Origin of the sequence: Streptomyces sp. NPDC059852 (assembly GCF_042731455.1) — a bacterium.
Taxonomy (GTDB): Bacteria; Actinomycetota; Actinomycetes; order Streptomycetales; family Streptomycetaceae; genus Streptomyces.
Genome location: NZ_JBHWJK010000029.1, coordinates 14,511 through 39,602 on the forward strand (window position 1 = coordinate 14,511; position 25,092 = coordinate 39,602).

The 25,092-nt window shown below is 73.7% G+C and carries 24 protein-coding genes; 14 read left to right on the forward strand and 10 right to left on the reverse strand.

What is annotated here, in order from left to right; all coding sequences use genetic code 11:
- Window positions 1-121 precede the first annotated feature (121 nt).
- The 4 genes from ACFV46_RS28465 to ACFV46_RS28480 form a co-directional block, all read right to left on the reverse strand.
- Entirely contained in the window at window positions 122-1,276 is a 1,155-nt protein-coding gene (locus ACFV46_RS28465) for a DUF3103 family protein (RefSeq protein WP_385500359.1), read from the reverse strand.
- 214 nt (window positions 1,277-1,490) lie between these two features.
- Window positions 1,491-1,754, reverse strand: coding sequence for a DUF3253 domain-containing protein (locus tag ACFV46_RS28470; RefSeq protein WP_385500360.1), 264 nt, complete (start codon window positions 1,752-1,754; stop codon window positions 1,491-1,493).
- A gap of 28 nt (window positions 1,755-1,782) precedes the next feature.
- Entirely contained in the window at window positions 1,783-2,691 is a 909-nt protein-coding gene (locus ACFV46_RS28475) for a PDR/VanB family oxidoreductase (RefSeq protein ID WP_385500362.1), read from the reverse strand.
- A gap of 191 nt (window positions 2,692-2,882) precedes the next feature.
- A complete protein-coding gene (locus ACFV46_RS28480; protein ID WP_385500364.1) occupies window positions 2,883-3,548 on the reverse strand; it encodes an MSMEG_1061 family FMN-dependent PPOX-type flavoprotein in 666 nt (221 codons plus the stop codon).
- A gap of 134 nt (window positions 3,549-3,682) precedes the next feature.
- Between ACFV46_RS28480 and ACFV46_RS28485 the strand changes: the two genes are divergently transcribed.
- The 3 genes from ACFV46_RS28485 (at window position 3,683) to ACFV46_RS28495 (ending at window position 6,474) form a co-directional block, all read left to right on the forward strand.
- Window positions 3,683-4,609, forward strand: coding sequence for a LysR family transcriptional regulator (locus ACFV46_RS28485; protein WP_385500365.1), 927 nt, complete (start codon window positions 3,683-3,685; stop codon window positions 4,607-4,609).
- Window positions 4,610-4,744: 135 nt separating this feature from the next.
- Window positions 4,745-5,470: a HEAT repeat domain-containing protein gene (locus ACFV46_RS28490; protein ID WP_385500367.1), complete on the forward strand. Its 726-nt coding sequence runs from the start codon at window positions 4,745-4,747 to the stop codon at window positions 5,468-5,470.
- Entirely contained in the window at window positions 5,464-6,474 is a 1,011-nt protein-coding gene (locus ACFV46_RS28495) for a HEAT repeat domain-containing protein (RefSeq protein WP_385500369.1), read from the forward strand. The genes ACFV46_RS28490 and ACFV46_RS28495 overlap by 7 nt, the downstream gene beginning before the upstream one ends.
- 20 nt (window positions 6,475-6,494) lie before the next feature.
- Here the strand turns inward: ACFV46_RS28495 and ACFV46_RS28500 are convergent, their stop codons facing one another.
- Together ACFV46_RS28500 and ACFV46_RS28505 are read right to left on the reverse strand one after the other, a co-directional pair.
- The gene (locus tag ACFV46_RS28500) at window positions 6,495-7,112 is read right to left on the reverse strand and encodes a VOC family protein (protein ID WP_385500370.1); all 618 of its coding nucleotides are present in this window, start codon (window positions 7,110-7,112) and stop codon (window positions 6,495-6,497) included.
- Between the two features lie 80 nt (window positions 7,113-7,192).
- Window positions 7,193-7,957: an SDR family oxidoreductase gene (locus ACFV46_RS28505; protein ID WP_361927624.1), complete on the reverse strand. Its 765-nt coding sequence runs from the start codon at window positions 7,955-7,957 to the stop codon at window positions 7,193-7,195.
- Window positions 7,958-8,310: 353 nt separating this feature from the next.
- Here ACFV46_RS28505 and ACFV46_RS28510 point away from each other — a divergent pair, with 353 nt between their 5' ends.
- The 4 genes from ACFV46_RS28510 (at window position 8,311) to ACFV46_RS28525 (ending at window position 11,035) form a co-directional block, all read left to right on the forward strand.
- Complete coding sequence (locus ACFV46_RS28510) at window positions 8,311-8,700, forward strand: cell division protein SepF (RefSeq protein ID WP_192806243.1); 390 nt, start codon at window positions 8,311-8,313, stop codon at window positions 8,698-8,700.
- 95 nt (window positions 8,701-8,795) lie between these two features.
- Window positions 8,796-10,055 carry an ATP-binding protein gene (locus tag ACFV46_RS28515; protein WP_385500372.1) on the forward strand — a complete coding sequence of 420 codons (1,260 nt, stop codon included), beginning with the start codon at window positions 8,796-8,798 and terminating at the stop codon, window positions 10,053-10,055.
- Window positions 10,039-10,392, forward strand: coding sequence for a nucleotide pyrophosphohydrolase (locus ACFV46_RS28520; protein WP_361927628.1), 354 nt, complete (start codon window positions 10,039-10,041; stop codon window positions 10,390-10,392). Before ACFV46_RS28515 ends, ACFV46_RS28520 begins: the two co-directional genes overlap by 17 nt.
- A 172-nt stretch (window positions 10,393-10,564) precedes the next feature.
- Window positions 10,565-11,035: a DUF6099 family protein gene (locus tag ACFV46_RS28525; protein ID WP_062670367.1), complete on the forward strand. Its 471-nt coding sequence runs from the start codon at window positions 10,565-10,567 to the stop codon at window positions 11,033-11,035.
- A gap of 101 nt (window positions 11,036-11,136) precedes the next feature.
- Here the strand turns inward: ACFV46_RS28525 and ACFV46_RS28530 are convergent, their stop codons facing one another.
- Entirely contained in the window at window positions 11,137-11,319 is a 183-nt protein-coding gene (locus ACFV46_RS28530) for a hypothetical protein (protein WP_361927630.1), read from the reverse strand.
- A gap of 241 nt (window positions 11,320-11,560) precedes the next feature.
- Here ACFV46_RS28530 and ACFV46_RS28535 point away from each other — a divergent pair, with 241 nt between their 5' ends.
- The 3 genes from ACFV46_RS28535 (at window position 11,561) to ACFV46_RS28545 (ending at window position 16,656) form a co-directional block, all read left to right on the forward strand.
- Window positions 11,561-12,484 (forward strand): LLM class F420-dependent oxidoreductase, encoded by a 924-nt coding sequence (locus tag ACFV46_RS28535; RefSeq protein WP_361927633.1) that lies wholly within the window; start codon window positions 11,561-11,563, stop codon window positions 12,482-12,484.
- Window positions 12,485-12,631: 147 nt separating this feature from the next.
- A complete protein-coding gene (locus ACFV46_RS28540; RefSeq protein WP_385500374.1) occupies window positions 12,632-14,104 on the forward strand; it encodes a 3' terminal RNA ribose 2'-O-methyltransferase Hen1 in 1,473 nt (490 codons plus the stop codon).
- Window positions 14,101-16,656, forward strand: coding sequence for a polynucleotide kinase-phosphatase (locus tag ACFV46_RS28545; protein ID WP_385500375.1), 2,556 nt, complete (start codon window positions 14,101-14,103; stop codon window positions 16,654-16,656). Before ACFV46_RS28540 ends, ACFV46_RS28545 begins: the two co-directional genes overlap by 4 nt.
- Before the next feature lie 3 nt (window positions 16,657-16,659).
- Here the strand turns inward: ACFV46_RS28545 and ACFV46_RS28550 are convergent, their stop codons facing one another.
- Both ACFV46_RS28550 and ACFV46_RS28555 read right to left on the reverse strand, forming a co-directional pair.
- Complete coding sequence (locus tag ACFV46_RS28550) at window positions 16,660-17,559, reverse strand: hypothetical protein (RefSeq protein ID WP_361927641.1); 900 nt, start codon at window positions 17,557-17,559, stop codon at window positions 16,660-16,662.
- Window positions 17,556-18,620 (reverse strand): SPFH domain-containing protein, encoded by a 1,065-nt coding sequence (locus ACFV46_RS28555; protein ID WP_361927644.1) that lies wholly within the window; start codon window positions 18,618-18,620, stop codon window positions 17,556-17,558. The genes ACFV46_RS28550 and ACFV46_RS28555 overlap by 4 nt, the downstream gene beginning before the upstream one ends.
- Before the next feature lie 135 nt (window positions 18,621-18,755).
- Here ACFV46_RS28555 and ACFV46_RS28560 point away from each other — a divergent pair, with 135 nt between their 5' ends.
- Both ACFV46_RS28560 and argF read left to right on the forward strand, forming a co-directional pair.
- Window positions 18,756-19,979, forward strand: coding sequence for an arginine deiminase (locus tag ACFV46_RS28560; RefSeq protein WP_361927646.1), 1,224 nt, complete (start codon window positions 18,756-18,758; stop codon window positions 19,977-19,979).
- Window positions 19,980-20,112: 133 nt separating this feature from the next.
- The gene (argF, locus tag ACFV46_RS28565) at window positions 20,113-21,120 is read left to right on the forward strand and encodes an ornithine carbamoyltransferase (protein ID WP_385500378.1); all 1,008 of its coding nucleotides are present in this window, start codon (window positions 20,113-20,115) and stop codon (window positions 21,118-21,120) included.
- Window positions 21,121-21,130: 10 nt separating this feature from the next.
- Here argF and ACFV46_RS28570 read toward each other — a convergent pair whose 3' ends face one another.
- Window positions 21,131-21,583 (reverse strand): ATP-binding protein, encoded by a 453-nt coding sequence (locus ACFV46_RS28570; RefSeq protein WP_361927651.1) that lies wholly within the window; start codon window positions 21,581-21,583, stop codon window positions 21,131-21,133.
- Window positions 21,584-21,918: 335 nt separating this feature from the next.
- Between ACFV46_RS28570 and ACFV46_RS28575 the strand changes: the two genes are divergently transcribed.
- Window positions 21,919-22,746 (forward strand): enoyl-CoA hydratase family protein, encoded by an 828-nt coding sequence (locus tag ACFV46_RS28575; RefSeq protein WP_361927654.1) that lies wholly within the window; start codon window positions 21,919-21,921, stop codon window positions 22,744-22,746.
- Window positions 22,747-22,748: 2 nt separating this feature from the next.
- Entirely contained in the window at window positions 22,749-25,091 is a 2,343-nt protein-coding gene (locus ACFV46_RS28580) for a bifunctional salicylyl-CoA 5-hydroxylase/oxidoreductase (RefSeq protein WP_385500379.1), read from the forward strand.
- Window position 25,092 lies beyond the last annotated feature (1 nt).

Below are 25,092 nucleotides of genomic sequence, written 5' to 3' on the forward strand. Positions count from 1 at the left end.
GGCGACGAGGTCGCGCTCGGCCATGCGGGTGAGCTGGTGGGAGAGGCGGGTGCGGTCCTGGCCGAGGGCCGTGGCCAGTTCGCTCAGTGACCCGGCCCCCGAAGAGGCCGGGTCCGGGGTGTCAGAGTTCCGACACGAAGTAACGCTCCACCGTCATCCGCGCGTTCGCCGAGGCGCCTACGCGGCTGCCCGTGGTCTCGCGGGCCAGGGTGTAGAACGCGTCGACGTAGTCCGGGTCGTCGGTCCACCAGGAGGTGGGCATCGCGTCGATGACCGCGTCGACCAGCGGGATGTACGCGCCCTGGTCGGTGATGGTCAGCAGGACCGCGGCGAGTGCCGTGGCCAGCGAGGAGTAGTTGGTGTCCCCGTCGTCCTCCATGAGCACGACGTCGGCCAGGTTGTACTTGTAGTTCGACCAGTTGACCAGGATCTGGCCCGGGTAGTAGGTCGTGCCCTCGTCGTCGATGTACGGCATGGTGACCGTGTCGACGCGGACCTTCCCGTCCGTGCCGAAGCCGGTGACGAGGCCGAACATCTCCGCGTCGCCCTTGAACCACGGCTCCTCGACGTCCGCCACGCTGATCGACTTGATGCGGGTCGTCCAGAAGCCGGAGGCCGCGGCCGACGCCGAGGCCGACGGGGCGGTGGTCGCCTCCGGGCGGGACAGGCCCCGGGCGGCCAGCTCCTTGCCGATGACCTTCAGACCGGCGTCCAGCGCCGTCTGCCCGTCGACGCCGACGACGTAGACGGGCCGGTCCGGCGCCTTCGTCGCGTCCAGCTCGTGCGCCCTGCCCGCGCTGTCGTAGGCGACGACGACCTCGGCGTCCTCGGACGGTGCCGACGCGACCAGCGGGGCGGTGCGTGCGAGGTCGGCCGCGTTCGCCGACGGGCCGGCGAGGCTCACCCGGAGCAGGGGCGGCGCCTCCTTGCCGAGCCCCTTCGCGCGGGCCACGGCCGTCTCGGCCTCGGCGAGGGTGCTCCGGAAGTCCTTGACGGACCCGGTACGGGACGTCGCCGTCAGGGACAGCAGGTCCACGTCCTCGCCGGCCGGCGTCGCCGCGGCGACCTGCTTGCGCCAGGCGGGCTCGGCGAGCGTACGGGCGAACGCGCGGGCCGTCGTGGCCTCGATCTCGGCGACGGGCGAACTCTTGGCGGGGGCGGAGGCCGGTGCGGCGGGGGTGGCCGCCGCCCCCGCGGTTCCCTGAAGGGTGGTCAGGGCCAGCCCGCTCAGCGCGAGCGCGGTCAGAGCCGCGCGGAGCCGTCTCTCAGCGAACAACTTGTCCTCCATGCATGGGCGTTGCCCGAGTGGGGGGCATGCCGGAAGTACCGCCGTGCGGCGCACGACGGCCGTGCTCGTGCGAGTGCGGCTTCAGTGTGGCGGCTGTTCGTCTACGCGGATAGACGGCCGGGGAGCGATTCATGGCCAAAGGTGGCCGAGTGCCGGGAAGATTCCGGCCGGCAGGTTGCGGACAGGGCTGCGGGGGAGCCCGTCACCAGCCCGCGCGGCGGATGCGGAGGGGGCCGCGGGCCTCGTCCTCCCTGACGGGCCGGCCGCCCTGGGTGACCTCGACCCTGCCCTGCGCCACCAGACGCCAGGCCGCCCGGCGGGCCGGTTCCATCAGGGCCCGCCAGCCGTCGTCGTCCCCGTCGTACACGGCGCGCGCGGCGTCGGACGGGCAGATCGAGGACGTGGCCGCACGGCGCTCCAGCAGGCCGATGATGGCCCGCTCGAGCCGCCGGTCCGTCCGCGTCACGCCCTCCAGTGTGGCACCGGCCCGTGCGTCACAGATCGAGGGTGAGCGTGGCCGACCGCGCCCGCGAGACGCAGGCGTACATCCGGCCCGGCGATGCGCCGATGTCGTCCCGGTGCTCCGGTTCGCCGTCCAGGAGGACGACCTCGCAACTGCCGCACACCCCCTCACGGCACCCGGACGGCACGGGGAACCCGGCGTGGTTCAGCGCGTCCAGCAGGGAGTCCTCGGCCTCGACGCGCACCTCGCGTCCCGAGCGGGCGCAGCGCACGTCGAAGGGCTCGTCCGGCGCGAACTCCTTCGGCGCGGGCCGGAACCGCTCGACCTGCAGGCGCTCCGGCGGGAACACCGCTTCCGCCGCGTCGAGCATCGGCGCCGGGCCGCAGCAGTACACGAGGGCCCGCGGGCCCAGGGCCGCCGCCTGCGCGGCGAGGTCCGGGCGGCCGCACTCCTCCGTGGCGTGGACGCGGACCCGGTCGCCGTGCGCCGCCCGTAGTTCGCCGGCGAACGGCATGGTGGCCCGCGACCGGCCCACGTACAGCAGCCGCGCCGAGGCCCCCGCCGCGACGGCCGCCGCCAGCATGGGCATGAGGGGCGTCACGCCGATGCCGCCCGCCACGAACAGGTACTCCGGCGGGGGCAGGAGGGGAAAGGTGTTCCGGGGCAGGGAGACGTCGAGCGCGTGCCCCTCGTCGAGGTACAGGTGGATGTACTCCGAGCCGCCCCGGCTCAGCCGGTCGTGCCGGACGGCGACGCGGTATGTCTCGGGATCGTCCGGGTCCCCGCACAGCGAGTACTGCCGGGTCAGCCAGTTCGGCAGGGACAGGTCGATGTGCGCGCCGGGCTCCCAGGGGGCCAGCGGGCCGTCGGCGCCCCGCAGACGCAGCGAGAGTACACCCCGGGCGACGGGTTCGGCCTTGTCGAGAACAGTGCGTTGCACGGACGGAATCCCCCCTAGGTCGTGTCCGCAAAGTCCTGCCTGCCGCCCGGCGCCCGGCACGCACTCTCGGCGCACCGGCCGGCCACCCGCGTACAACCAGTACGCGGGAGCCCGTCCGGCACACCGAGAGCACGCACCGGACACCGCTCGGCCCGCCCTACGGGCGGACGACGGGACTTTGCGGACACGACCTAGTACAGGCGCCGGTAGTCGTGTTCGAGCATCTCCGTCAGCACCGCCGGGTCGGCGTCGACCTGCATCTGGTCGGCGGCGATCTCCCCGATCGACGGCAGTTCATCCGCCAGGGCCTGGCTCGCCGGATCCCACATCCGGGAGCGGATCAGCGCCCGGCCGCAGTGGAAGAAGACCTCCTCCACGTCCACCACGATCGCCAGCCGGGCCTCCTTCCCGTCGACGCGCATCCGGGCGAGGACCTCCGGGTCGTCGGTGGGGTAGGCGCGGCCGTTGACCCGCAACACCTCCCGCACCCCGGGGACGACGAACATCAGTCCGATCCCGTCGTTCTCGGCGAGATTGCGGAAGGAGTCGGCGAGGTTGTTGCCCGGCCGGTCGGGGATCGCGAGCGTGCGCTCGTCCAGCACCTTGACGAACCCCGGGTGGTCGCCGCGCGGCGAACTGTCGGGCAGCCCGGCCGCGTCCGAGGTGGCCAGGGCCGCGAAGGGGGAGTGGGCGATGAAACGGCGCGCGTGGTGGTCGAGCCGGTCGTGGTTCTTGCGCTTCACCAGTTCTCCGGGCTCGCCGATCCGGGCGCGCACCTCCGCGAAGGTCATGCGCCGCGGGCGGCGCTCCCCGGCGACGGGACCTCCGCCCGCCGCCGGGACGTCACGAGTGATCATCAAGTCCGCCTTCCAGTCGCTCCCGACACGCCCCCGCCCGTGCGGAAGGGGGCGTCTACGACCGTAGGAACGGACCGCGATTCCGACCAGTGCAACCTTGATACGGAGTCTTTCCGCTCCCGATAATCGGCGGCGTGGACCATGTCGATCTGAACCTCATCGAGGCGCTGGACGCCCTGCTCGCCGAGAACAGCGTGACCAAGGCGGCGGAACGGCTGCACACCTCGCCCCCCGCGATGAGCCGCGCCCTGGCCCGGCTGCGACGCGCCTTCGGCGACCCGCTCCTCGTACGGGCCGGACGCGACCTCGTGCCGACGCCCCGGGCCCTGGAGCTGCGCGGCGAGGTGCAGGCGGTCACCGGCCGGGCCCGCGCCCTGTTCGCGCCGTCGGGCACCGCCGACCCGCGCACCTCCGTCCGCACCTTCGACCTGCAGGTCGGCGACATGCTGTCCACGACGTTCATCCCGCGCCTCCTCGACGACCTGCGGGCCGAGGCGCCTGGCATCTCCCTGCGGCTGCGCCCGGAGAGCCTGGAGGACACCCCGGCCCTGCGCGAGGGACTGGTGGACCTGGAGGTCGGGATCGTCCGGCAGGGGCACCCGGAGATCCGCTCCGAGACCCTGCTCACGGAGACGCTGACCGGTGTCGTACGCCCGGACCACCCCCTCGCCGAGGCGCGGACGGTGACACCGCGGCGGTTCGCCGCCGCCGACCACGTCGTGGTGTCCCGGCGCGGCCGGGCGCACGGCCCCATCGACGAGCGGCTCGCCGAGGCCGGGCTGAGCCGGCGCGTGGTCGCGGTGGTCCCCAGCGTGGCGACCGCCCTGTTCCTGACCCGCGAGACCGACGTCGTCGGCGTGGCCCCGGCCGGCCTCGGACGCTCCATGCTGCGCACGCTCGGGCTGCACACCTTCCCGATCCCGCTGGAACTGCCGCCCCTGACCGTCGGCATGGCGTGGCACCCCCGCAACGACCACGACCGCACCCACCGGCTGCTGCGCGACCGCATCCGCCACATCATGACGACGGTGCTGGACGGGCCCGGAGGTGTCGCGCCCTGAGCCGGACCGCGACCCGGCCACCGCCGTCGCGAGGACCGTGGTCCGGCCACCGCCGTCGCGAGGACCGTGGTCCGGCCACCGCCGTCGCGAGGACCGCGCGCCTTGACCTTGACACGGTGGCAAGGTGTCCCCTGGGTGCAGGAGGTGGTCCCGATCAACCCGACACACACGACCCCGCACACCGCCCGCCTGACCGCTGCCCTGGGCGCCGACGACCCGTCGGTCCGGCTCAAGGCGGCCCTGGCGGCCGGCTCGTCCCCCGACCCCGGCCTGCTGGACGCCCTGGTCGAGCGCTGCGCGGTCGAACCGGACTTCTTCGTACGGGACATGCTGTCCTGGGCCCTGACCCGCCTGCCCTCCGCGCCGGCCCTGGCCCGGATCCGGCGGGAACTCGACGCCGACCGGGCCCAGGCGCGCGCCCAGGCCCTGCACACGCTCTCCAAGATCGGCGACAGGAGCGCCTGGACATGGATCCCGCGCGCCCTGCTGCACGACCGGGACGACGAGGTGGCCCGGACGGCCTGGCGTGTCACGGTCGCCCTCGCGCCGGACGACGAGGAGACCCGCGCCGACCTGGCCGGTGAACTGGTCCGGCAGCTGGGCCGCGGCGACCGGGCCGTACGGCTGAGCCTGAGCCGGGCGCTCATCGATCTCGGGGACGTCACCCGGCCCGTCCTGGAGCGGGCCGCCACCGGCCCCGACCCGGCCGTGGCCACACACGCCGCCGCCACGGAACTGCTCCGCGAGCGGCCGGAGACCGGCTTCGACGCGGCGGTGGACGAGGCCAGGCGGATCGTCGCACTCGGGCCGGAGCGGGCCGCGCCGCCCGCGCCCGCTCCGACGGGGACCGGCCCATGCTGATCGGTGAGGTCGCCCGGCGCTCCGGGGTCAGCGCCCGGATGCTCCGGCACTACGACGCCCTCGGTCTGGTACGGCCCACCGGCCGCACCGTCGGCGGCTACCGCGAGTACTCCGCCGAGGACGTCCGCCGGATCTTCCACGTGGAGAGCCTGCGGTCCCTCGGCCTCTCGCTCCACCAGGTCGCGCAGGCGCTGGGCGACCCGGCCTTCACGCCGGACGCCCTGGTCGGCGACCTCATCCGGTGGACCCAGGAGCGGCTGGACCGGGAACGGGAGCTGCTCGAACGGCTCCGCGCCATCGACGCGTCGGCCCCCGCGGACTGGCAGGACGTCCTGCGGGTCGTCGCCCTCATGCAGGGCCTGGACTCGCCCCATGCCGCGCGCCGGCAACAGGCCGTGCTCGCCCGGCAGGACGACGTACCCGTCCCCGCCGAGCTCCTGGCCAAAGCCGTACTGGCCGAGCCGGACCCGGTCGTGTCGGGCGCCCTGCGCTGGGCGCTCGCGCGGTCCGGGGATTCCGGCGTGACCGCGCTGGCCGCGGGGGTGCACGACGAGGACCCCGCCGTCCGGCTGCGGGCCGCGCGGGCGCTCGCCGATCTGGCCGAGGTCCCCGCGGCGGCGGCCGCGCTGGAGGACGCGCTCGCGGACCCGGACCCGGCGGTCCGCCGCCCGGCCGCCCTCGCGCTGGGCCGGCGGGGCACGACCGCGGCCGTACCCGTGCTCGTCGGCATGGTGGTCGACGGCGTGAACGACGTCGACGCGGCGGAGGTCCTCGGCGCGCTGTCCGCGGACCCGGCCCGCGCCGACGGCGTCCTGACCGCCCTGACCGGCGAACTCACCGCTCCCGGGGCCGACTCCGCGACCCGGATCCGTCTCACGCAGGCGCTGGTCGAACTGCCCGGCCCCGGTGTGCGCCAGGTGCTGGACCGCCTGTCCCGGGACGACGACCCCGCCGTCGCCCGCGTCGCCGCGGCCTTCGCCGGCCTGCTCGACGGACGGTCCTGAGCGCGGGATTCGTGGTCACGTCACTGCGGGAGTTCCGCTCCCGACTGCTCGGCGACCATGTACCGGGCGTACCAGTCCGGCCAGTCGGGGTCCTCCGCGCCGGTGCGGGCCTCGTGCTCGCCGTGTGCGGCGGCGGCCCGGCGCAGGGCGCCCGCCAGGTCGTCGGCCGACGCGAACGCCGTGGCCGAGGGGTCCAGGCGGCCCGGCAGCCGGGTGGTGATCTCCTGGAGCACGTACCCGTTCCCGTCCGGGTCGCTGAACGACAGGAACGAGCCGTAGCTGCCGCGCTCCGGGTCGGGGCCCGGCACCCGCGCGTCCGTGCCGCCGTGGTGGAAGACGCCCCCAGCGTCGTGGAAGATCTCGCTCGGGTCGGCGCCGTTCCGTTTCAGCTCGCTGTGGGCCGCCTCGATGTCGTCGACCACCAGGTGCAGACCCCGTGCCGTGCCCGGCGCCTGCTCGGTCACATGGGTGCCGAAGATGACCGACGCCGGTGAGCCCGGAGGGGTCACCTGCACCACCCGGAACGTGTCGTCCGTGGGGACGTCCGCGTCCAGCCGCCAGCCCAGCGCCGTGTAGAAGTCCTTCGCCCGGTCGACGTCGGACACCGGCACCACGACGACCTCGAGTTTCATGTCCATGGTTGTGTGGCTCCCGTCTCGGAGGGCGGCGGCGCGGCGGACGACGGCGGTGTGCGGCCGTACGCCGGTACGTCGGGCGCTCAGTGCGCGACGAGCTGCTGTCCGCCGTCGATGTCGTAGGTGGCGCCGGTGAGGGCGCCGTTGGCCATGATGTGCAGCGCGAGGGAGGCGACGTCGCCGGGTCCGACGACCCGCCCGATGGGCAGTGTGCGGCGCAACTCCTCGCGGCGCGCCTCCAGTTGCTCCCCGAGGAGGGACGCTGAAAGGGGCGTGTCCACGAAGCCCGCCGCGAGGAGGTTCACCCGCACCGGGGCGATCTCCACGGCCAGGTTCGCGGCCAGCGCGGGCAGGGCCGCGGTGAGCGCGCCGATCACGGCCATGCCGGGGGCGGGCCGGCGGGCACCGGTCCCGCCGATGAACAGCAGCGTCCCACCGGGCCTGACCTTGTCGCGGCAGGCCCGCCCCGCCGCGAGCAGCATCGCCAGGCGCCCGCCGAAGTCCCGCCCGCCCGCGGTCAGATCGAGGTCGGCGAGCGGCGTGTACGAAGGGCTGCCCGCCGTCACCAGAACGTGGTCGACCTGACCGGGCAGCTCCCGCAGGAACCCCTCCAGACGGTCGGCGTCCATGGCGTCGAACGCGGCCGTGCTCAACGGCTTCAGCTCCTCGGCCGCCCGCTCCAGACGCCCGGGGTCGCGGGCCGTGAGGATCACGTCACCGCCGGCCGCCCGCACCTGCCGGGCGGTCTCCAGACCGATGCCCGAACTGCCGCCCACGACCACGACCGTCTGTCCGGCGGGCCCGCCCGACACCGGGGCAACCGCTTCCGCCTCGTCGCTCGCTGTCACCGGAACTCACCGCCGTCCGCACGTCCGACACGAGCCTGGGGCAGGGGCGTACCAGCCGTCCATGTGTGCGCTGGACCTTCCCGCCCGTATCCGGGCTCTCCGCCACGGACTGCCCGGCCCGAGCCATCAGTCTGTCACCCGTCCGGCGGAGTCGCACGCGGGCCGGGCAAGGGTCCGGCCACCCGGTACCCGTGCCCTGCCACCCGTCCCGGCACCGCCGCCCACGCCGTCCGCGCCCGGCGACGACGCGTCCGATGCGGTCGCGGGCCGTGTCGGTGTTGGGCCGAACGGGTGACTTGGCGTAAGAATTGGCTGGTGCAGGCATTGAGGGCGAGTCAGGTCGGGGTGAGCCGGTGAACAGCTACGACGTCACCGATGAACAGTGGGAGGGGCTCGCCCAGGTCGTGCCTTTGCGGGGGCGTGACGCCTGGCCGTCGGCGGTGGACCACCGTGCGATGCCGGAGGCGGTGACGGAGCCGCGCCGGCGTTTCGTCGTCCTGCGGGTCAACGTGTTCGGGGACGCCCGCGAGGTCGCGGAGACCCTGATGGCCGGCATCCCGGTGCTGCTGGACCTGACGGGCGCCGAGAACGAGGTCGCCAAGCGGGTGCTCGACTTCAGCACGGGCGTGGTCTTCGGCCTGGGCAGCGGTATGCACCGCGTCGACCGGAACGTGTTCCTGCTGACCCCGCCCGGCACCGAGGTGAGCGGACTGATGGAGACGGCCGGCGTCCCCGGCGCCTGACATGGGGCGCCCGCGCGCGGTGCCGTACCCCGTTCGTAGGAAGCCCGCGAGGGTGGAACGGTTCGCCTGAGGAGCACGGCTCTACGGTCCCCGACATGGGCCTTTCCTCTGTCTTCGGTGCCGTGTCCGTGCCATCCCCGGACCGTCGGGCGGGGGTCGCGGCACACCCGCCGGAACCGGCCTCGGCGGACGAACCCGCCGAGGGGCGTCCGGGCGACGCTCCGCCCGACCCGCCCCGGCCGCATGTCGTCGAACTGCGGCTGTCCGCGTTCGCCGGGCACCGCCGCGCCGTGTTCCCGCTCGGCCCGTGCACGTTCCTCGCGGGACCCAGCGGATCCGGCAAGACGACAGCGCTGCGGGCCTACGAGGCACTGGCCGGGCTCGCCGGCGGCCGGACCGTCGGGGAGGCGTTCCCCGACCCCGCGGCCTGTGTCCCGGAGCGGGCGCGCCCGGACGCCCAGCGGCGGCGCGGCTTCCGTATCGGCTGCACCGCCGACGGCCCGGAGGGCCCGGTGCGGCTCGACGTGGCCGTGCAGGCGGAGCCCGAACTGCGCGTCGTGGGGGAGAGGCTGACCGCGGGCGGCGTCGTCCTGCTGGAGACGGCCCTGCGCGACCCGGGCCGGCGCAGTGTGCAGGCCGCCTGGCACACGGCCGGGCAGACCCCGGTGACACGGGCCCCGCTCCCCGACGACCGGCTCGGCACCGCGCTGCTGCCGCTGCGGGTGGCCGGCACCACGGACGGGCAGCGGCGGGTCCTCGCGGCGGCCGAGCAACTGGTGGTGGCCCTGCGCTCGGTGTTCGCCTGCGATCCCGTGCCCGAGCGGATGCGGGCCGAGGTCCCGGTCGGCTCCGGCCGGCTGCTCGGCGCCTGCGACAACCTCGCCGACGTTCTGTGGCGCACGCGCTCCGAGTGCACACGGCGGCACGCCCGGCTGGTCGCCGCCGCCCGCGCCGGATGCGCCGGCCCGGTGACGGACGTCGCCGCCGAACTGCTGGCGGACGGGACGGTCCGCGCACTGCTCGACCGGGGCGACGGCGTCCGCACCGCGCTCGGCCGGCTCGGGTACGGCGAACTGCGCTATCTCGCGCTGTCGCTGGTACTGCTGACCGGGCCCGGTGTCCTGGAGGTCGACCCGGTGCGCGAGGTGCCCGCCGCCCTGCAGACCCTCGGCGTCCTCGCGGACGGCCTCGACCGGGGCCTGGACCCCGTGCAGCGGGCGGAGTTGACGGGGCTCGCGGCGCGCATGGGGGCGCGGGGGCACATCCGGCTGGTCGGCTCGGTCAGCGACCCCTCGGGCCTGGCGGAGACGGACGGGGTGACGGTGGTACACCTGGGGCGTGACCGAACCCCTTGATGTGGCCGGACTCCAGCGCAGGCTCGCGGAGTTCGCCGCCGCGCGCGACTGGCAGCCGTACCACACGCCGAAGAACCTCGTCTCCGCGCTCGGTGTGGAGGCCGCCGAACTCCAGGAGATCTTCCAGTGGCTGACCCCGGAGCAGTCCGCCCGGGTCATGGACGACGCCGATACGGCGGCCAGGGTGCGGGACGAGGTCGCGGACGTACTGGCGTATCTGCTCCAGCTGTGCGAGGTGCTCGGCGTCGACCCGCTCGCCGCGCTGGACGCGAAGATCGACCGGAACGAGCGGAGGTTCCCGCGCCCCGGCGAGCGCCCCCGACCGCTGAGTGAATAGTTCCACTTTCACTCTCCGTGGTGGATCGGCGGTCCGTATCCGAAAAGTTGTCCGCAGATTTCCGTCTTCCTCTGGCTTTTCGTCTCAAGGCCCTTCACTCTGGGTAGTGGACAAGGGAGTTCGGAGTTCAGGTGGACGTGTGGGCAGCGCGTCCAGGCGGACGGGGACTGCGATGGACGCGGTGCGGCTGATCGTGAACAGCAGGCGAGCGCTGGCCGGAAGCGGCGGCGCGCCGGACATCATGACCGAGGTGTGGCAGGCCCAGGCGCTCGCGCAGGCCATCGGGAGCCGGCTCGCCGTCTACGGACCGCCCGAACTGCGCGGGGAGGCCATCGGGTTGACCGAGCTCGCGGGGCGCGGCTGCGGCGTCCTGGAGATCCCGGACCTCGCGGAGGGCGCGTTACGCGCCGCCCAGCTCACCGAGCTGGGCGACGCGCGGCAGGCCCTGATGAACCTGGGCAGCCTCCTGGGCGAGGCCGGGATCGCCCTGGTCGGCGTGGCCAGCTCCGCCGACGACGAGACGACGTACTGGCGCTGCATGGAGGCCATCGACGCAGCCGACGAATCCCGCGACCGCGTCCTGGAAATGCTCCGCAGACTCGCGGACCGCGACGAGGTCCTGGCGGAACGGGAGGCGGGCTGACCTCCGGCGCGGCCCCCTCGCCCGGCCTCCTCGGACCGCCCTTTTCAAACCGACCCCCTCGGGCCGACGGCCCGGACCGGGCACCCCGCCCTGTGACTCCGTCAGGCGGCCCCGCCCTCCGCCCCCGGCGGCCCACTCCGTGCGCCCCCGGGCGACTGGAGATCGGCGTCCAGCGCCGACAGGTCCGCGTTCAGTGCCGCCATCAGTTCCTCCATCTGCTCCAGCAGCCCCTTCGGGCGACCGGTCCCCCCGCCACCCACCGGGGGCTCGAACTCCTCGGACACGACGGCCTCCTCCGGCCCGCGGCCCCCCAACGGCAGTGGGCCGACACAGGACACCCCGGCCCTGACCGGCCGGGGAGAGAGCCGGGTGGTCCGGCTCCGACCGGGCCAACGATCATCGTCCGGGCCGGTCACCGGCCCGGCGGTGGACGTCCATGGCGCCGACGGCTTTCACCCGACCGTGGCAGGGGAGGGCGCGGGGCCCCGGGCGGCCGGAGCGCGCCCGGGCATGCAGGATGGAGACATGGATCTCCGCATCTTCACCGAGCCCCAGCAGGGGGCGACCTACGAGACGCTGCTCACCGTGGCGAAGGCCACCGAGGACCTCGGGTTCGACGCCTTCTTCCGCTCCGACCACTATCTGAAGATGGGCTCCGTGGACGGCCTGCCCGGCCCCACCGACGCCTGGATCACCCTGGCCGGCCTCGCGCGCGAGACCCGGCGCATCCGCCTCGGCACCCTGATGACCGCCGCCACCTTCCGGCTGCCCGGTGTGCTCGCCATCCAGGTCGCCCAGGTCGACCAGATGTCCGGCGGACGCGTCGAACTCGGCCTGGGCGCGGGCTGGTACGACGAGGAGCACAAGGCGTACGGCATCCCCTTCCCGAAGGAGAAGTTCGGGCGTCTGGAGGAGCAGCTCGCCATCGTCACGGGACTGTGGGAGACCAAGCTCGGCGAGACCTTCGACTTCCAGGGCGAGTACTACACGCTCACCGACTCGCCCGCCCTGCCCAAGCCGGCCCAGGACCGGATCCCGGTGCTCATCGGAGGCCACGGCGCCACCCGCACCCCCCGCCTCGCGGGCCGGTACGCCGATGAGTTCAACATGCCCTTCTCCGGCGTCGACGACTCGGCGCGGCAGTTCGGCCGGGTGCGCGAAGCCGTCCGCGCGGCCGGCCGCCGCCCCGAGGACCTCGTCTACTCGAACGCCCTCGTCGTCTGCGTCGGCAAGGACGACCAGGAGGTCGCCCGCCGCGCCGCCGCCATCGGCCGCGAGGTCGACGAGCTCAAGGAGAACGGGCTGGCCGGTTCGCCCGCCGAGGTCGTGGAGAAGATCGGCCGCTACCAGGAGGCCGGCTCCCAGCGGATCTACCTGCAGATGCTCGACCTGCACGACCTGGACCACCTGGAGCTGATCTCCGCCGAGGTCCAGTCGCAGCTGTCGTAACGGCCACGCACCGCCGCGTCCGCACGCCCCGGGGAAGGACGGTTCCCCGGGGCGTCGTCGTGCGCCCGAAATTCCCGGGTGCCACCGGCGCCCGCTCGATACGGTGTGCGTATCCGCAGTTCAGACCACTACGTCAAGGTCTTCCACGTGTTCCTGACCCTCACCACCACCGGCACCCCGGAGCGCCCGGCCACCGATCTCGGCTACCTGCTGCACAAGCATCCCGAGAAGTCGCAGGCGTTCTCCACCTCCTTCGGCACGGCCCACGTCCTCTACCCCGAGGCGGACGCCGAGCGCTGCACCGCGGCGCTGCTGCTGGAGGTCGACGCGGTGGCGCTGGTCCGGCGCGGCAAGGGCAAGGGACGGGGCGGCGCCCCCGACGCGGCGCTCGCGCAGTACGTCAACGACCGTCCGTACGCGGCCTCCTCGCTGCTGGCCGTGGCGCTGAGCGCGGTGTTCTCCAGTGCGATGCGGGGCGTGTGCACCGCCCGCCCGGAGCTGGCCGCCCGGCCCCTGCCGCTGCGTATCGAGGTGCCGTCGCTGCCGGCGCGGGGCGGCGCCGCCCTCGTACGGCGTCTGTTCGAGCCGCTCGGCTGGGACGTCAGTGCCGAGCCGGTGCCCCTGGACGAGCGGTTCCCCGAGTGGGGCGACTCGCGCTATGTCCGGCTCGTCCTGGAGTCGGCCACCCTGACCCTCGCCGAGGCCCTGCGGCACCTGTACGTGCTGCTCCCCGTCCTCGACGACGCCAAGCACTACTGGGTGGCTCCCGACGAGGTCGACAAGCTGCTGCGCGCCGGTGAGGGCTGGCTGCCGGACCACCCCGAGCAGAAGCTGATCACCAGCCGCTACCTCGCGCGCCGCTGGTCGCTGACCCGAGCGGCCATGGAGCGGCTGGAGCTGGTCCGCCTCGCCGAGACCGACGACAGCGAGGTCGAGGAGATCGACAACGCGGTCGCCGAGGAGACGGAGACCGAGGAGAAGCCTGCCCCGCTCGCCGTGCAGCGCCGCGAGGCCATCCTCACCGCGCTGCGCGCGGCCGGCGCCACCCGCGTGCTCGACCTCGGGTGCGGGCAGGGCCAGTTGGTGCAGGCGCTGCTCAAGGACCCGGCGTACACCGAGATCGTCGGCGTCGACGTCTCCGTGCGGGCGCTCACCATCGCCGGGCGGCGGCTGAAGCTGGACCGGATGGGGGAGCGGCAGGCCGCGCGCGTGAAGCTCCTCCAGGGCTCCCTCGCCTACACCGACAGCCGGCTCAAGGGGTACGACGCGGCCGTGCTCAGCGAGGTCGTCGAGCACGTCGACCCGCCCCGGCTGCCCGCCCTGGAGTACGCGGTGTTCGGCGCGGCCCGCCCCCGCACCGTCCTCGTGACCACGCCGAACGTCGAGTACAACGTCCGCTGGGAGAGCCTGCCCGCCGGGCACGTCCGGCACGGCGACCACCGCTTCGAGTGGACGCGCGAGGAGTTCCGCGCCTGGGCCGGCGCCGTCGCCGAACGGCACGGCTACGGCGTGGAGTTCGTACCGGTGGGACCCGACGACCCCGAGGTGGGGCCGCCGACGCAGATGGCCGTGTTCGCACGTGACGTGACCGAGGGGAAGAAGGAGGCGAAGGCCGCATGACCGAGATCCGGACCGAGACCGCGAACGGGCGGGTCCTGCCCGTCACCGACCTCTCCCTCGTCGTCCTCGTCGGCGCCTCCGGCTCCGGCAAGTCGACGTTCGCCCGCCGGCACTTCAAGCCCACCGAGGTGATCTCCTCCGACTTCTGCCGGGGACTGGTCGCCGACGACGAGAACGACCAGAGCGCCAGCCGGGACGCCTTCGACGTCCTGCACTACATCGCGGGCAAGCGCCTGGCGGCCGGCCGCCGCACCGTCGTCGACGCCACCAACGTGCAGCAGGACGCGCGCCGGCAGCTCATCGAGCTCGCCAAGCGGTACGACGTCCTGCCCATAGCCATCGTGCTCGACGTGCCCGAGGAGGTGTGCGCCGAGCGCAACGCGGCCCGCACGGACCGCGCCGACATGCCGCGCCGCGTCATCCAGCGGCACATCCGCGAACTGCGCCGCTCCCTGCGGCACCTGGAGCGCGAGGGCTTCCGCAAGGTGCACGTCCTGCGCGGCACCGACGAGGTGGAGCACGCCACCGTCGTCACCGAGAAGCGTTTCAACGACCTCACCCACCTCACCGGTCCGTTCGACATCATCGGTGACGTGCACGGCTGCGCGTCTGAACTGGACGCACTGCTCGGCAAGCTGGGCTACGTGGACGGCGTGCACCCCGAGGGCCGCACCGCCGTCTTCGTCGGCGACCTCGTCGACCGCGGCCCGGACAGCCCGGGCGTCCTGCGGCGCGTGATGGGCATGGTGAAGTCGGGCCAGGCGCTGTGCGTGCCCGGCAACCACGAGAACAAGTACGGCCGTTTCCTCAAGGGCCGCAACGTCCAGCACACGCACGGACTCGCCGAGACGATCGCGCAGATGGAGGGCGAGAGCGAGGAGTTCCGCGCCGAGGTGCGGGAGTTCATCGACGGACTCGTCAGCCACTACGTGCTCGACGGCGGCAGACTGGTCGTCTGCCACGCCGGTCTGCCGGAGAAGTACCACGGCCGCACCTCCGGCCGGGTCCGCAGCCACGCCCTGTACGGCGACACCACCGGCGAGACCGACGAGTTCGGGCTGCCGGTGCGCTACCCGTGGGCGGAGGACTACCGGGGCCGCGCGGCCGTGGTGTACGGCCACACCCCGGTCCCCGAGGCCACGTGGCTCAACAACACCATCTGCCTGGACACCGGTGCCGTCTTCGGCGGCAAGCTGACCGCGCTGCGCTGGCCGGAGCGCGAGCTGGTCGACGTGCCCGCCGAGCAGGTCTGGTACGAGCCGGCCCGGCCGCTGCGCACGGAGGCGCCGGGCGGGCAGGACGGCCGGCCGCTGGACCTGGCGGACGTGCACGGACGCCGTGTGGTGGAGACCCGTCACCACGGGCGGGTCGCGATCCGCGAGGAGAACGCGGCGGCGGCCCTGGAGGTCATGAGCCGCTTCGCGGTCGACCCCCGGCTGCTGCCGTACCTGCCGCCGACCATGGCGCCGACGGCGACCTCGGCGAACGAGGGCTTCCTCGAGCACCCGGCGGAGGCGTTCGCGCAGTACGCGGCGGACGGCGTCGAGCGGGTCGTGTGCGAGGAGAAGCACATGGGCTCGCGGGCTGTGGCCCTGGTGTGCCGCGACGCCGAGGCGGCGCGCCGGCACTTCGGCGTGGCGGACGGCGTGACCGGCTCCCTGTACACCCGCACGGGCCGCCCGTTCTTCGACGACCCGGCGGTCACGGAGGCGATCCTGGACCGGCTCCGCACGGCGGCCGGCGAGGCCGGTCTGTGGAGCGAGCTGGAGACGGACTGGCTGCTGCTCGACGCCGAGCTGATGCCGTGGTCGCTGAAGGCCGCCGGGCTGCTGCGCTCGCAGTACGCGGCGGTCGGCGCCGCGGCCGGAGCGGTGTTCCCCGGTGCCCTCGCCGCGCTGGAGGGCGCCGCCGGACGGGGCGTCGACGTCTCCGCGCTGCTGGCGCGCCAGCGGGAACGGGCGTCGGACGCGGCCGCGTTCACCGAGGCGTACCGCCGCTACTGCTGGACGACGGACGGCCTGGACGGCGTACGCCTCGCGCCCTTCCAGCTGCTCGCGGTCCAGGGCCGCAGCCTCGCCGCGCTCCCGCACGACGAGCAGCTCGCGCTCCTCGACCGCCTCGTGGAGCACGACGGCAGCGGCCTGCTGGGGACCACCCGGCGCCTGTACGTCGACACCGGTGACCCGGAGTCGGTCCGGGCGGGCGTCGACTGGTGGCTGGAGATGACCGGCCGGGGCGGCGAGGGCATGGTCGTCAAACCGCTCGGCGCGGTGGTGCGCGACGGGCGGGGCCGGCTGGTGCAGCCCGGCATCAAGTGCCGCGGACGCGAGTACCTGCGGATCATCTACGGCCCGGAGTACACGCGCCCGGAGAACCTGGAGCGGCTGCGCAAGCGGTTCCTGAACCACAAGCGCTCCCTCGCCCTGCGCGAGTACGCGCTCGGCCTGGAGGCCCTGGACCGGCTGGCCGGTGGCGAGCCGCTGTGGCGGGTCCACGAGGCGGTATTCGGTGTGCTGGCGCTGGAGTCGGAGCCGGTCGACCCGCGGCTGTGACGCTCAGCCGGCGAGGCGCAGCCGGTCCGGGCACACCCCGACCCGGACCGTCTGCCCCCACGTCAGCTCCACGGCGTCGGACTCCATGCCGTCCCCGAACGCCACCAGCCGCTCGGACTCGACGGTCAGGGTGAGCCGCCCCGCGGCGGCCAGTTCCCCCGCCACCAGGGACGTCCCGGTGGCGGGGGACGGCCAGGCCTCCCGCACGAACCACAGCAGGCGCTCCTCCGTCGGGGAGGGCAGCGCCGCCCGCCCTCCCCGCTCCTGCCACACCGACCGGAGCCAGCCGGTCGCCCCCGTGCCGGTCCCGACGATCACCCCGGACGAGGCCTGGGCCTCGACGACACCCCCGTCGTCCTCCAGGCCCAGGCGGTAGCGGGCCGTCTGGTGTCCGGCGGCGCCCAGGTAGATCTCGTTCAGCGCGACCAGGCGCTGTGTGTCGTCGGTGACGGCCTCGACCATGGTCAGCTCGTCGCAGCGGGCCGTGCGGGCCTGGGTGGCCGCCAGCAGGGCGGCCGCGTCCTTCGGGCGGTGCCGCACCAGCACGCCGGGGTTGCGGCCGGGGTCGGTGTCGATGCCCACCACGGGCTGCCCGGCCAGGTACTTGGCGACGTTCGCGACGAGCCCGTCCTGCCCGACGACGACCACCACGTCCTCCGGCGCGAAGAGGAAGCGGTCCAGGTCGGCCCGTTCGACCCGGGCCTGCCGCCAGGTCAGCGGGACCGCGGCGGCCACCTCGGCCAGCGCCCGGCGGGTGCGGTGGTGACGGTCCGCGATCTCCTCGATGTCCCGGCCCCGGGAGGAGAGGAAGAAGGCGGCCTGGCCGTGGGTGCCGTGCCGGGCCACCAGCTCCTGGTACTCGGTGGTGCGGTGGACGAGGACCACGCGCGGGGCGAGGCTCACTCCCGCGCCCCCAGCCGGCTGAGCAGCCCGGTCAGCACGTCCGGCGTCACGGTCACGCTGTCGATGCGGGGCAGGTTCTCCGCCAGCCGGGTGCCGGTGAGCGCGTGCAGGGTCGCCACGTCCACGTCGGCGTGCACCCGCAGCCAGGCCGCCTGGGCCTGCGCCTTCGCCTCGCCGACCTCGCGCGCCCCCTCGGCCTCGGCCCGCGCGAGCCGCACGGACCGGGTGGCCTCCGCCTCGGCGAGCCGTACGGTCCGGGCCGCCTCCGCCTCCGCGAGCCGTACCGTGCGGGCGGCCTCCGCCTCGGCGCGCACGGCGTCCGCGGCGGCGCCCTCCTCGGCCTCGCGGCGCGCGTTGGTGCCGCGCTGGTCGACCAGCTGCTCCTCGCGGCGGGCCAGTTCGATCTGGCTGGCCAGCTCGTTCTCGGCGATCGCCCGCTCCCGCTCGACGGCCACCGCCCGCCGTTCGTACGTCGCCCGGTCGGCCTCCTGCTGGATCTGCTCCCGGGCCGGGGTGCGCAGCGCCCGCTCCACCTCGGGCTCGGGGCGCAGGGCCACCACCCGTACGGCGACCACCTCGATGCCCGTCCCCGGGAGGCGGGGCTCACCGGCCAGGCCGGCCGCGATCCGCTCCCGCACCGCGGTCACCCCGTCGGCCAGCGCCGCCGCCAGCGGCGTACGGGCCAGGACGTCCAGGGCGTGCTGCTGGGCCGTCTCCGTCAGGAGCGTCCCGAGCTGCTCCAGCGGAGCGCCCCGCCAGACGCCCGTGTCCGGGTCGATGGAGAAGTCCAGGCGGGCCGCGGCGAGCGCGGGGTCGCTGATCCGGTAGGTGACGGTCGCCTGCACGGCCACGTCCTGGAAGTCGGAGGTGCGGGCGTGGAACGTCATCGCCAGCTCGCGGTCGTCGACGGGGACCTCGGAGAGCGCGGCGGTGAGTGCCCGGTACCAGAAGCTGAGGCCGGGGCCGTCGTGCAGCAGCTTGCCGCCGCGGTGGTGGCGGATGTGCGTGGTGGGCGCACCGCGCAGATGGCGCCAGCCGAGGCGCCGGGTGATGTCGGCCATGGAGCCTGCCCCCTCTTTCTCGTCATGACGACGATAATGGCCCGTGCCGCTTGTCGTCAAGGGGACGAAAAGAAGTCGTCGGCTGTCGTCCGCAAGGAGGGGGTGAAGGCGCCCCCCTTTGGTCAGGATGGAGGCATGGGACTGCATGTCGACTCCGAGGCCGGGCGGCTGCGCCGCGTCATCCTTCACCGGCCCGATCTGGAGCTCAAAAGGCTCACCCCCAGCAACAAGGACGCCCTGCTCTTCGACGACGTGCTCTGGGTGCGCCGGGCGCGCGCCGAGCACGACGGGTTCGCGGACGTCCTGCGTGACCGCGGGGTCGAGGTCCATCTGTTCGGCGACCTGCTCACCGAGGCCCTGGAGATCCCGGCGGCCCGGAAGCTCGTCCTCGACCGGGTCTTCGACGAGAAGGAGTACGGGGTGCTCGCCACCGACCACCTCCGTGCCGCCTTCGAGGGGCTGCCCGCGCCCGAGCTCGCCGAGGCGCTAGTCGGCGGCATGACCAAGCGCGAGTTCCTGGACGCGCACACCGAGCCGATCTCGGTGCGCTTCCACGTCATGGAGCTCGACGACTTCCTCCTCGCGCCGCTGCCCAACCACCTCTTCACGCGGGACACCTCCGCCTGGATCTACGACGGCGTCTCCGTCAACGCGATGCGCTGGCCGGCCCGGCAGCGCGAGACCGTGCACTTCGAGGCGATCTACCGGCACCACCCGCTCTTCCGCGACGAGGACTTCCACGTCTGGTCCGAGGGGCAGGCCGACTACCCGTCCACCATCGAGGGCGGGGACGTCCTCGTGATCGGCAGGGGTGCCGTCCTCATCGGCATGAGCGAGCGCACCACCCCGCAGGCCGTCGAGATGCTCGCCCACAAGCTGTTCGCCGCCGGATCGGCCCGTACGATCGTCGCCCTCGACATGCCCAAGCGGCGGGCCCTGATGCACCTCGACACCGTGATGACCCAGGTCGACGGCGACGTCTTCACCCAGTACGCCGGGCTCGGCATGCTCCGCTCGTACACGATCGAACCGGGCGCCGGCGACAAGGAGCTGAAGGTCACCGACCATCCGCCCGAGCACATGCACCGTGCGATCGCCGCCGCCCTCGGCCTGAGCGAGATCCGCGTGCTGACCGCCACCCAGGACGTCCACTCCGCCGAGCGGGAGCAATGGGACGACGGCTGCAACGTCCTGGCCGTCGAGCCCGGCGTCGTCGTCGCCTACGAGCGCAACGCCACCACCAACACGCATCTGCGCAAGCAGGGCGTCGAGGTGATAGAGATCCCGGGCAGCGAGCTGGGCCGGGGCAGGGGCGGGCCGCGCTGCATGAGCTGCCCGATCGAGCGCGACGCCGTCTAGCCGGGGAGGGGCGGGACGGGCAGGTGGGGCAGGGCGGTCGTGGCGGCCGTACGGGGCGGAGGCGCCGTATATAAATTCTGAAGGTCGTATAGACTTCCACCGTCTTCGTTTCCCGCACCCCTGGAGCGCCCCCATGGCGACTGTCCCGACCGCCCTCGCCGGCCGCCACTTCCTCAAGGAGCTCGACTTCACCCAGGAGGAGTTCCTCGGGCTCGTCGAGCTGGCCGCCGAGCTGAAGGCGGCCAAGAAGGCCGGGGACGAGACCCAGTATCTGCGCGGCCGGAACATCGCCCTGATCTTCGAGAAGACGTCGACGCGGACCCGGTGCGCCTTCGAGGTCGCCGCCGCCGACCAGGGCGCCTCCACGACCTACCTCGACCCCACGGGCTCCCAGATCGGCCACAAGGAGTCCGTGAAGGACACCGCGCGGGTGCTCGGGCGGATGTACGACGGGATCGAGTACCGGGGGGACAGCCAGGGCAAGGTCGAGGAGCTGGCCGCGTTCGCGGGCGTGCCCGTCTTCAACGGCCTCACCGACGACTGGCACCCCACCCAGATGCTGGCCGACGTGCTCACCATGACCGAGCACTCCGCCGAGCCCGTCACCGGCATCGCCTTCGCCTACCTGGGCGACGCCCGCTTCAACATGGGCAACTCCTACCTGATCACCGGCGCCCTGCTGGGCATGGACGTGCGGATCGTCGCCCCGCAGGCGTACTGGCCGGCCGCGTCGGTCGTCGAGCGCGCGCAGCAGCTCGCCGCGGCCAGCGGCGCCCGCGTCACCCTCACCGAGAAGGTCGACGAGGGCGTCCTCGGCGCCGACTTCGTCGTCACCGACGTCTGGGTGTCCATGGGGGAACCCAAGGGGGTGTGGGACGAGCGGATCGCCGCCCTCGGCCCCTACGCCGTGACCATGGACGTGCTGCGGGCCACCGGCAACCCGGACGTGAAGTTCCTGCACTGCCTGCCGGCCTTCCACGACCTCGGCACGAAGGTCGGCCAGGAGATCTTCGCGTCCCACGGCCTGACGTCTCTGGAGGTCACCGACGAGGTCTTCGAGTCGGAGCACTCGGTGGTCTTCGACGAGGCGGAGAACCGCCTGCACACGATCAAGGCGGTCCTGGTGGCGACGCTGGGCTGAGCGCCCCCGGTCAGTGCGGCCGGCGCTGGGCCGGCACGACCGGCAGGCGGAACCAGACCGCCTTGCCGGACGCCGTCGGGCGGTGGCCGCACGACGAGCTGAGCGCCCGGATCAGCAGCAGGCCCCGGCCGTGCTCCTGCCACGGGTCGGGTTCCTCCACCACGGGCCGCGTCAGATGGCCCGGCGGCGCCGGGTCCGGGTCGTGGACCTCGACCTGGCAGCCCGACGGGTGCAGATCCACCACCAGCTCTATCGGGCCGTCCCCGGGCGTGTGCTCCACGGCGTTCGCGACCAGCTCCGCCGTCAGCAGCTCCGCGGTGTCGCAGTCCGCGGCGTGCTCCAGATCCGCCAGCGCCGTACGGACCAGGGCGCGCGCGACCGGCACGGCCGCGGCGGTGTGCGGCAGCGCGACGCGCCAGGAGGCGGAGGACATCGGGCGATCGTGCAAGGCGGGTCCGTTCATGAGCAGGCTGTCCTGCTTTCAACCGTATGAATGGTACGGCGCCGTCCGTCCGAGCGTCCGGCGGGCATCGTCCGGGGCCATCGCCCCGACTGCTGGGCGGCATACCCAGGCCGGCGTCCGGTCCCGCGCGGGGGAGCCCCGCCGTTACACGCGCGTCGACGAGCCGTGACGGATGTGACAGCCGCAGGTCACGCCCCGTCGGCACGCAGCGCACCGAAAGGCTTATCGCGCGGTCGTGACGACGGTCAAAGACAGGTGATAACTTCGGGGGAGAGCTCGAAGGGGTGAGCTCACCGAGGCAGTGCCCGCCGTCCGCCCTGGGGAGGCCGCACGTCATGAGTCCCTTCACCGGCTCCGCCGCCCGCACCTCCGACTGGGAGCATCTGCGGGTCGAGCACGCCGACGGAGTCGCCACCGTCACCCTGGCCCGCCCCGACAGGCTGAACGCGCTCACCTTCGGCGCCTACGCCGACCTGCGCGACCTGCTCGCCGAACTCTCGCGGGAGCGGGCGGTCCGCGCCCTCGTCCTGGCCGGCGAGGGCCGCGGCTTCTGCTCCGGCGGCGACGTCGACGACATCATCGGCGCGACCCTGTCCATGGACACCGCCCAGCTCCTCGACTTCAACCGGATGACCGGCCAGGTCGTCCGGGCCGTACGGGAGTGCCCGTTCCCGGTGATCGCCGCCCTGCACGGCGTGGCCGCCGGAGCCGGCGCCGTCCTCGCGCTGGCCGCCGACTTCCGGGTCGCCGACCCCAGCGCCCGGTTCGCCTTCCTCTTCACCCGGGTCGGTCTCTCCGGCGGCGACATGGGCGCCGCCTATCTGCTGCCCCGCGTCGTCGGCCTCGGCCACGCCACCCGCCTGCTGATGCTCGGCGACACCGTCCGCGCCCCCGAGGCCGAGCGGATCGGCCTGATCAGCGAGCTGACCGAGGAGGGGCGGGCCGACGAGGCCGCCCAGGCCCTGGCCCGCCGGCTGGCCGACGGCCCCGCCCTCGCGTACGCCCAGACCAAGGCGCTCCTCACCGCCGAACTGGACATGCCGCTCGCGGCGGCCGTCGAGATGGACGCCTCGACCCAGGCCCTCCTCATGAACGGCGAGGACTACGCCGAGTTCCACGCCGCCTTCACCGAGAAGCGGCCCCCCAAGTGGCGGGGGCGGTGACCATGACCGCCCAGAACAGCCCCCTGCGCGTCGCCGTCGTCGGCGGCGGCCCCGGCGGCCTCTACGCGGCAGCGCTCCTCAAGCGCCTCGACCCCGCCCGCCAGGTGACCGTCTGGGAGCGCAACGCCCCCGACGACACCTTCGGCTTCGGCGTGGTCCTCTCCGACGAGACCCTCGGCGGCATCGAGCACGCCGACCCCGTCGTGTACGCCGCGCTCCAGCGGCACTTCGTCCGCTGGGACGACATCGACATCGTGCACGCCGGCACCCGCCAGACCTCCGGCGGCCACGGCTTCGCCGCCCTCGGCCGGAAACGCCTCCTGCAGATCCTGCACGACCGGTGCCACGACCTCGGCGTCGATCTCCGGTTCCGCTCCGAGGCGCCGGACGTGGACCGGCTGGCCGCCACCCACGACCTCGTCGTCGCCGCCGACGGTGTGCACAGCACCACCCGCGACACCTACAGCCATGTGTTCCGCCCCCATGTGGTCACGCACCGCTGCCGCTACATCTGGCTCGCCGCCGACTTCGCCTTCGACGCCTTCCGCTTCGAGATCGCCGAGACCGAGCACGGCGTGATGCAACTGCACGGCTACCCGTACTCCCGCCCGTCACCCGACCACCACCCCTCGCCGACGCGCTCCGGGCCGCAGAACCAAGGCGGCGCCTCCACCGTCATCGTCGAGATGCGCGAAGAGGTCTGGCGGGCCGCCGGGTTCGACGAACTCGACGAGCAGGAGTCCCTCGCGCGCTGCGCCAAGACCTTCGCCGACGCCCTCGGCGGGCGCCCCCTGAGGTCCAACAAGTCGGCCTGGACCAGCTTCCGCACCGTCGTCAACGAGCACTGGTCGCACGGCAACGTCGTCCTCCTCGGGGACGCCGCCCACACCGCCCACTTCTCCATCGGCTCCGGCACCAAACTCGCCGTCGAGGACGCCCTCGCGCTCGCCGCCTGCCTGACCGAACAGCCCGACGTCCCCGCCGCACTCGCCGCCTACGAGGCCGAACGCAAACCCGTCGTCGCGTCCACGCAGCGCGCCGCCCGCGCCAGCCTCGAATGGTTCGAGAACATCGGCCTCTATCTCGACCAGCCGCCCCGCCAGTTCGCGTTCAACCTGCTCACCCGCAGCCGCCGCGTCACCCACGACAACCTGCGGCTGCGCGACGCCTCCTTCACCGGGGCCGTGGAACGCGACTTCGGCTGCCCGCCCGGCACACCCCCCATGTTCACCCCGTTCCGGCTGCGCGGACTGACCCTGCGCAACCGCGTCGTGGTGTCCCCGATGGACATGTACTCCGCCACCGACGGCGTCCCCGGCGACTTCCACCTCGTCCACCTCGGCGCCCGTGCCCTCGGCGGCGCCGGCCTGGTGATGACCGAGATGGTGTGCGTCAGCCCCGAGGGCCGCATCACCCCCGGCTGCGCGGGCCTCTACACCGGCCGGCAGGCCGAGGCGTGGAAACGCGTCGTCCGGTTCGTGCACACCCAGGCCCCCGGCACCGCCATCGGCGTACAGCTCGGCCACAGCGGCCGCAAGGGCTCCACCAAGCTGATGTGGGAGGGCATGGACGAGCCGCTGGAAGAGGGCAACTGGCCGCTCGTCGCCGCCTCCCCGATCCCGTACCGGCCGGACTCCCAGACCCCGCGCGAACTCACCCGCTCCCAGCTCACCGACATCCGCGAGCAGTTCACGGCCGCCGCCTGGCGGGCCGCCCGCGCCGGCTTCGACCTCCTCGAACTGCACTGCGCGCACGGCTATCTGCTCTCCGGCTTCCTCTCCCCGCTCACCAACCGGCGCACCGACGCCTACGGCGGCTCCCTGGAGCGGCGGCTCCGCTTCCCGCTGGAGGTCTTCGACGCCGTACGCGCCGTCTGGCCCGAGGAACGGCCCATGACCGTCCGGATCTCCGCCACCGACTGGGCCGAGGGCGGCACCGGCGCCGACGACGCCGTGGACATCGCCCGCGCCTTCGCCGAGCACGGCGCCGACGCCATCGACGTCTCCACCGGGCAGGTCGTCGCCGACGAACGCCCCGAGTACGGGCGGTCCTACCAGACGCCGTACGCCGACCGGATCCGGCACGCCACCGGCCGCCCGGTGATCGCCGTCGGCGCCATCTCCTCCTGGGACGACGTCAACTCGCTGATCCTCGCGGGCCGCACCGACCTGTGCGCCCTCGCCCGGCCCCACCTCTACGACCCGCACTGGACTTTGCACGCGGCCGCCGAGCAGGGGTACGCCGGTCCGGGCGCCGTCTGGCCGGCCCCCTACCGGGCGGGCAGCCGCCGCCCGCAGACCGGCCGCACCGACGCCCCGAAACCCCGCCTCACGCTCGGCGGCTGAT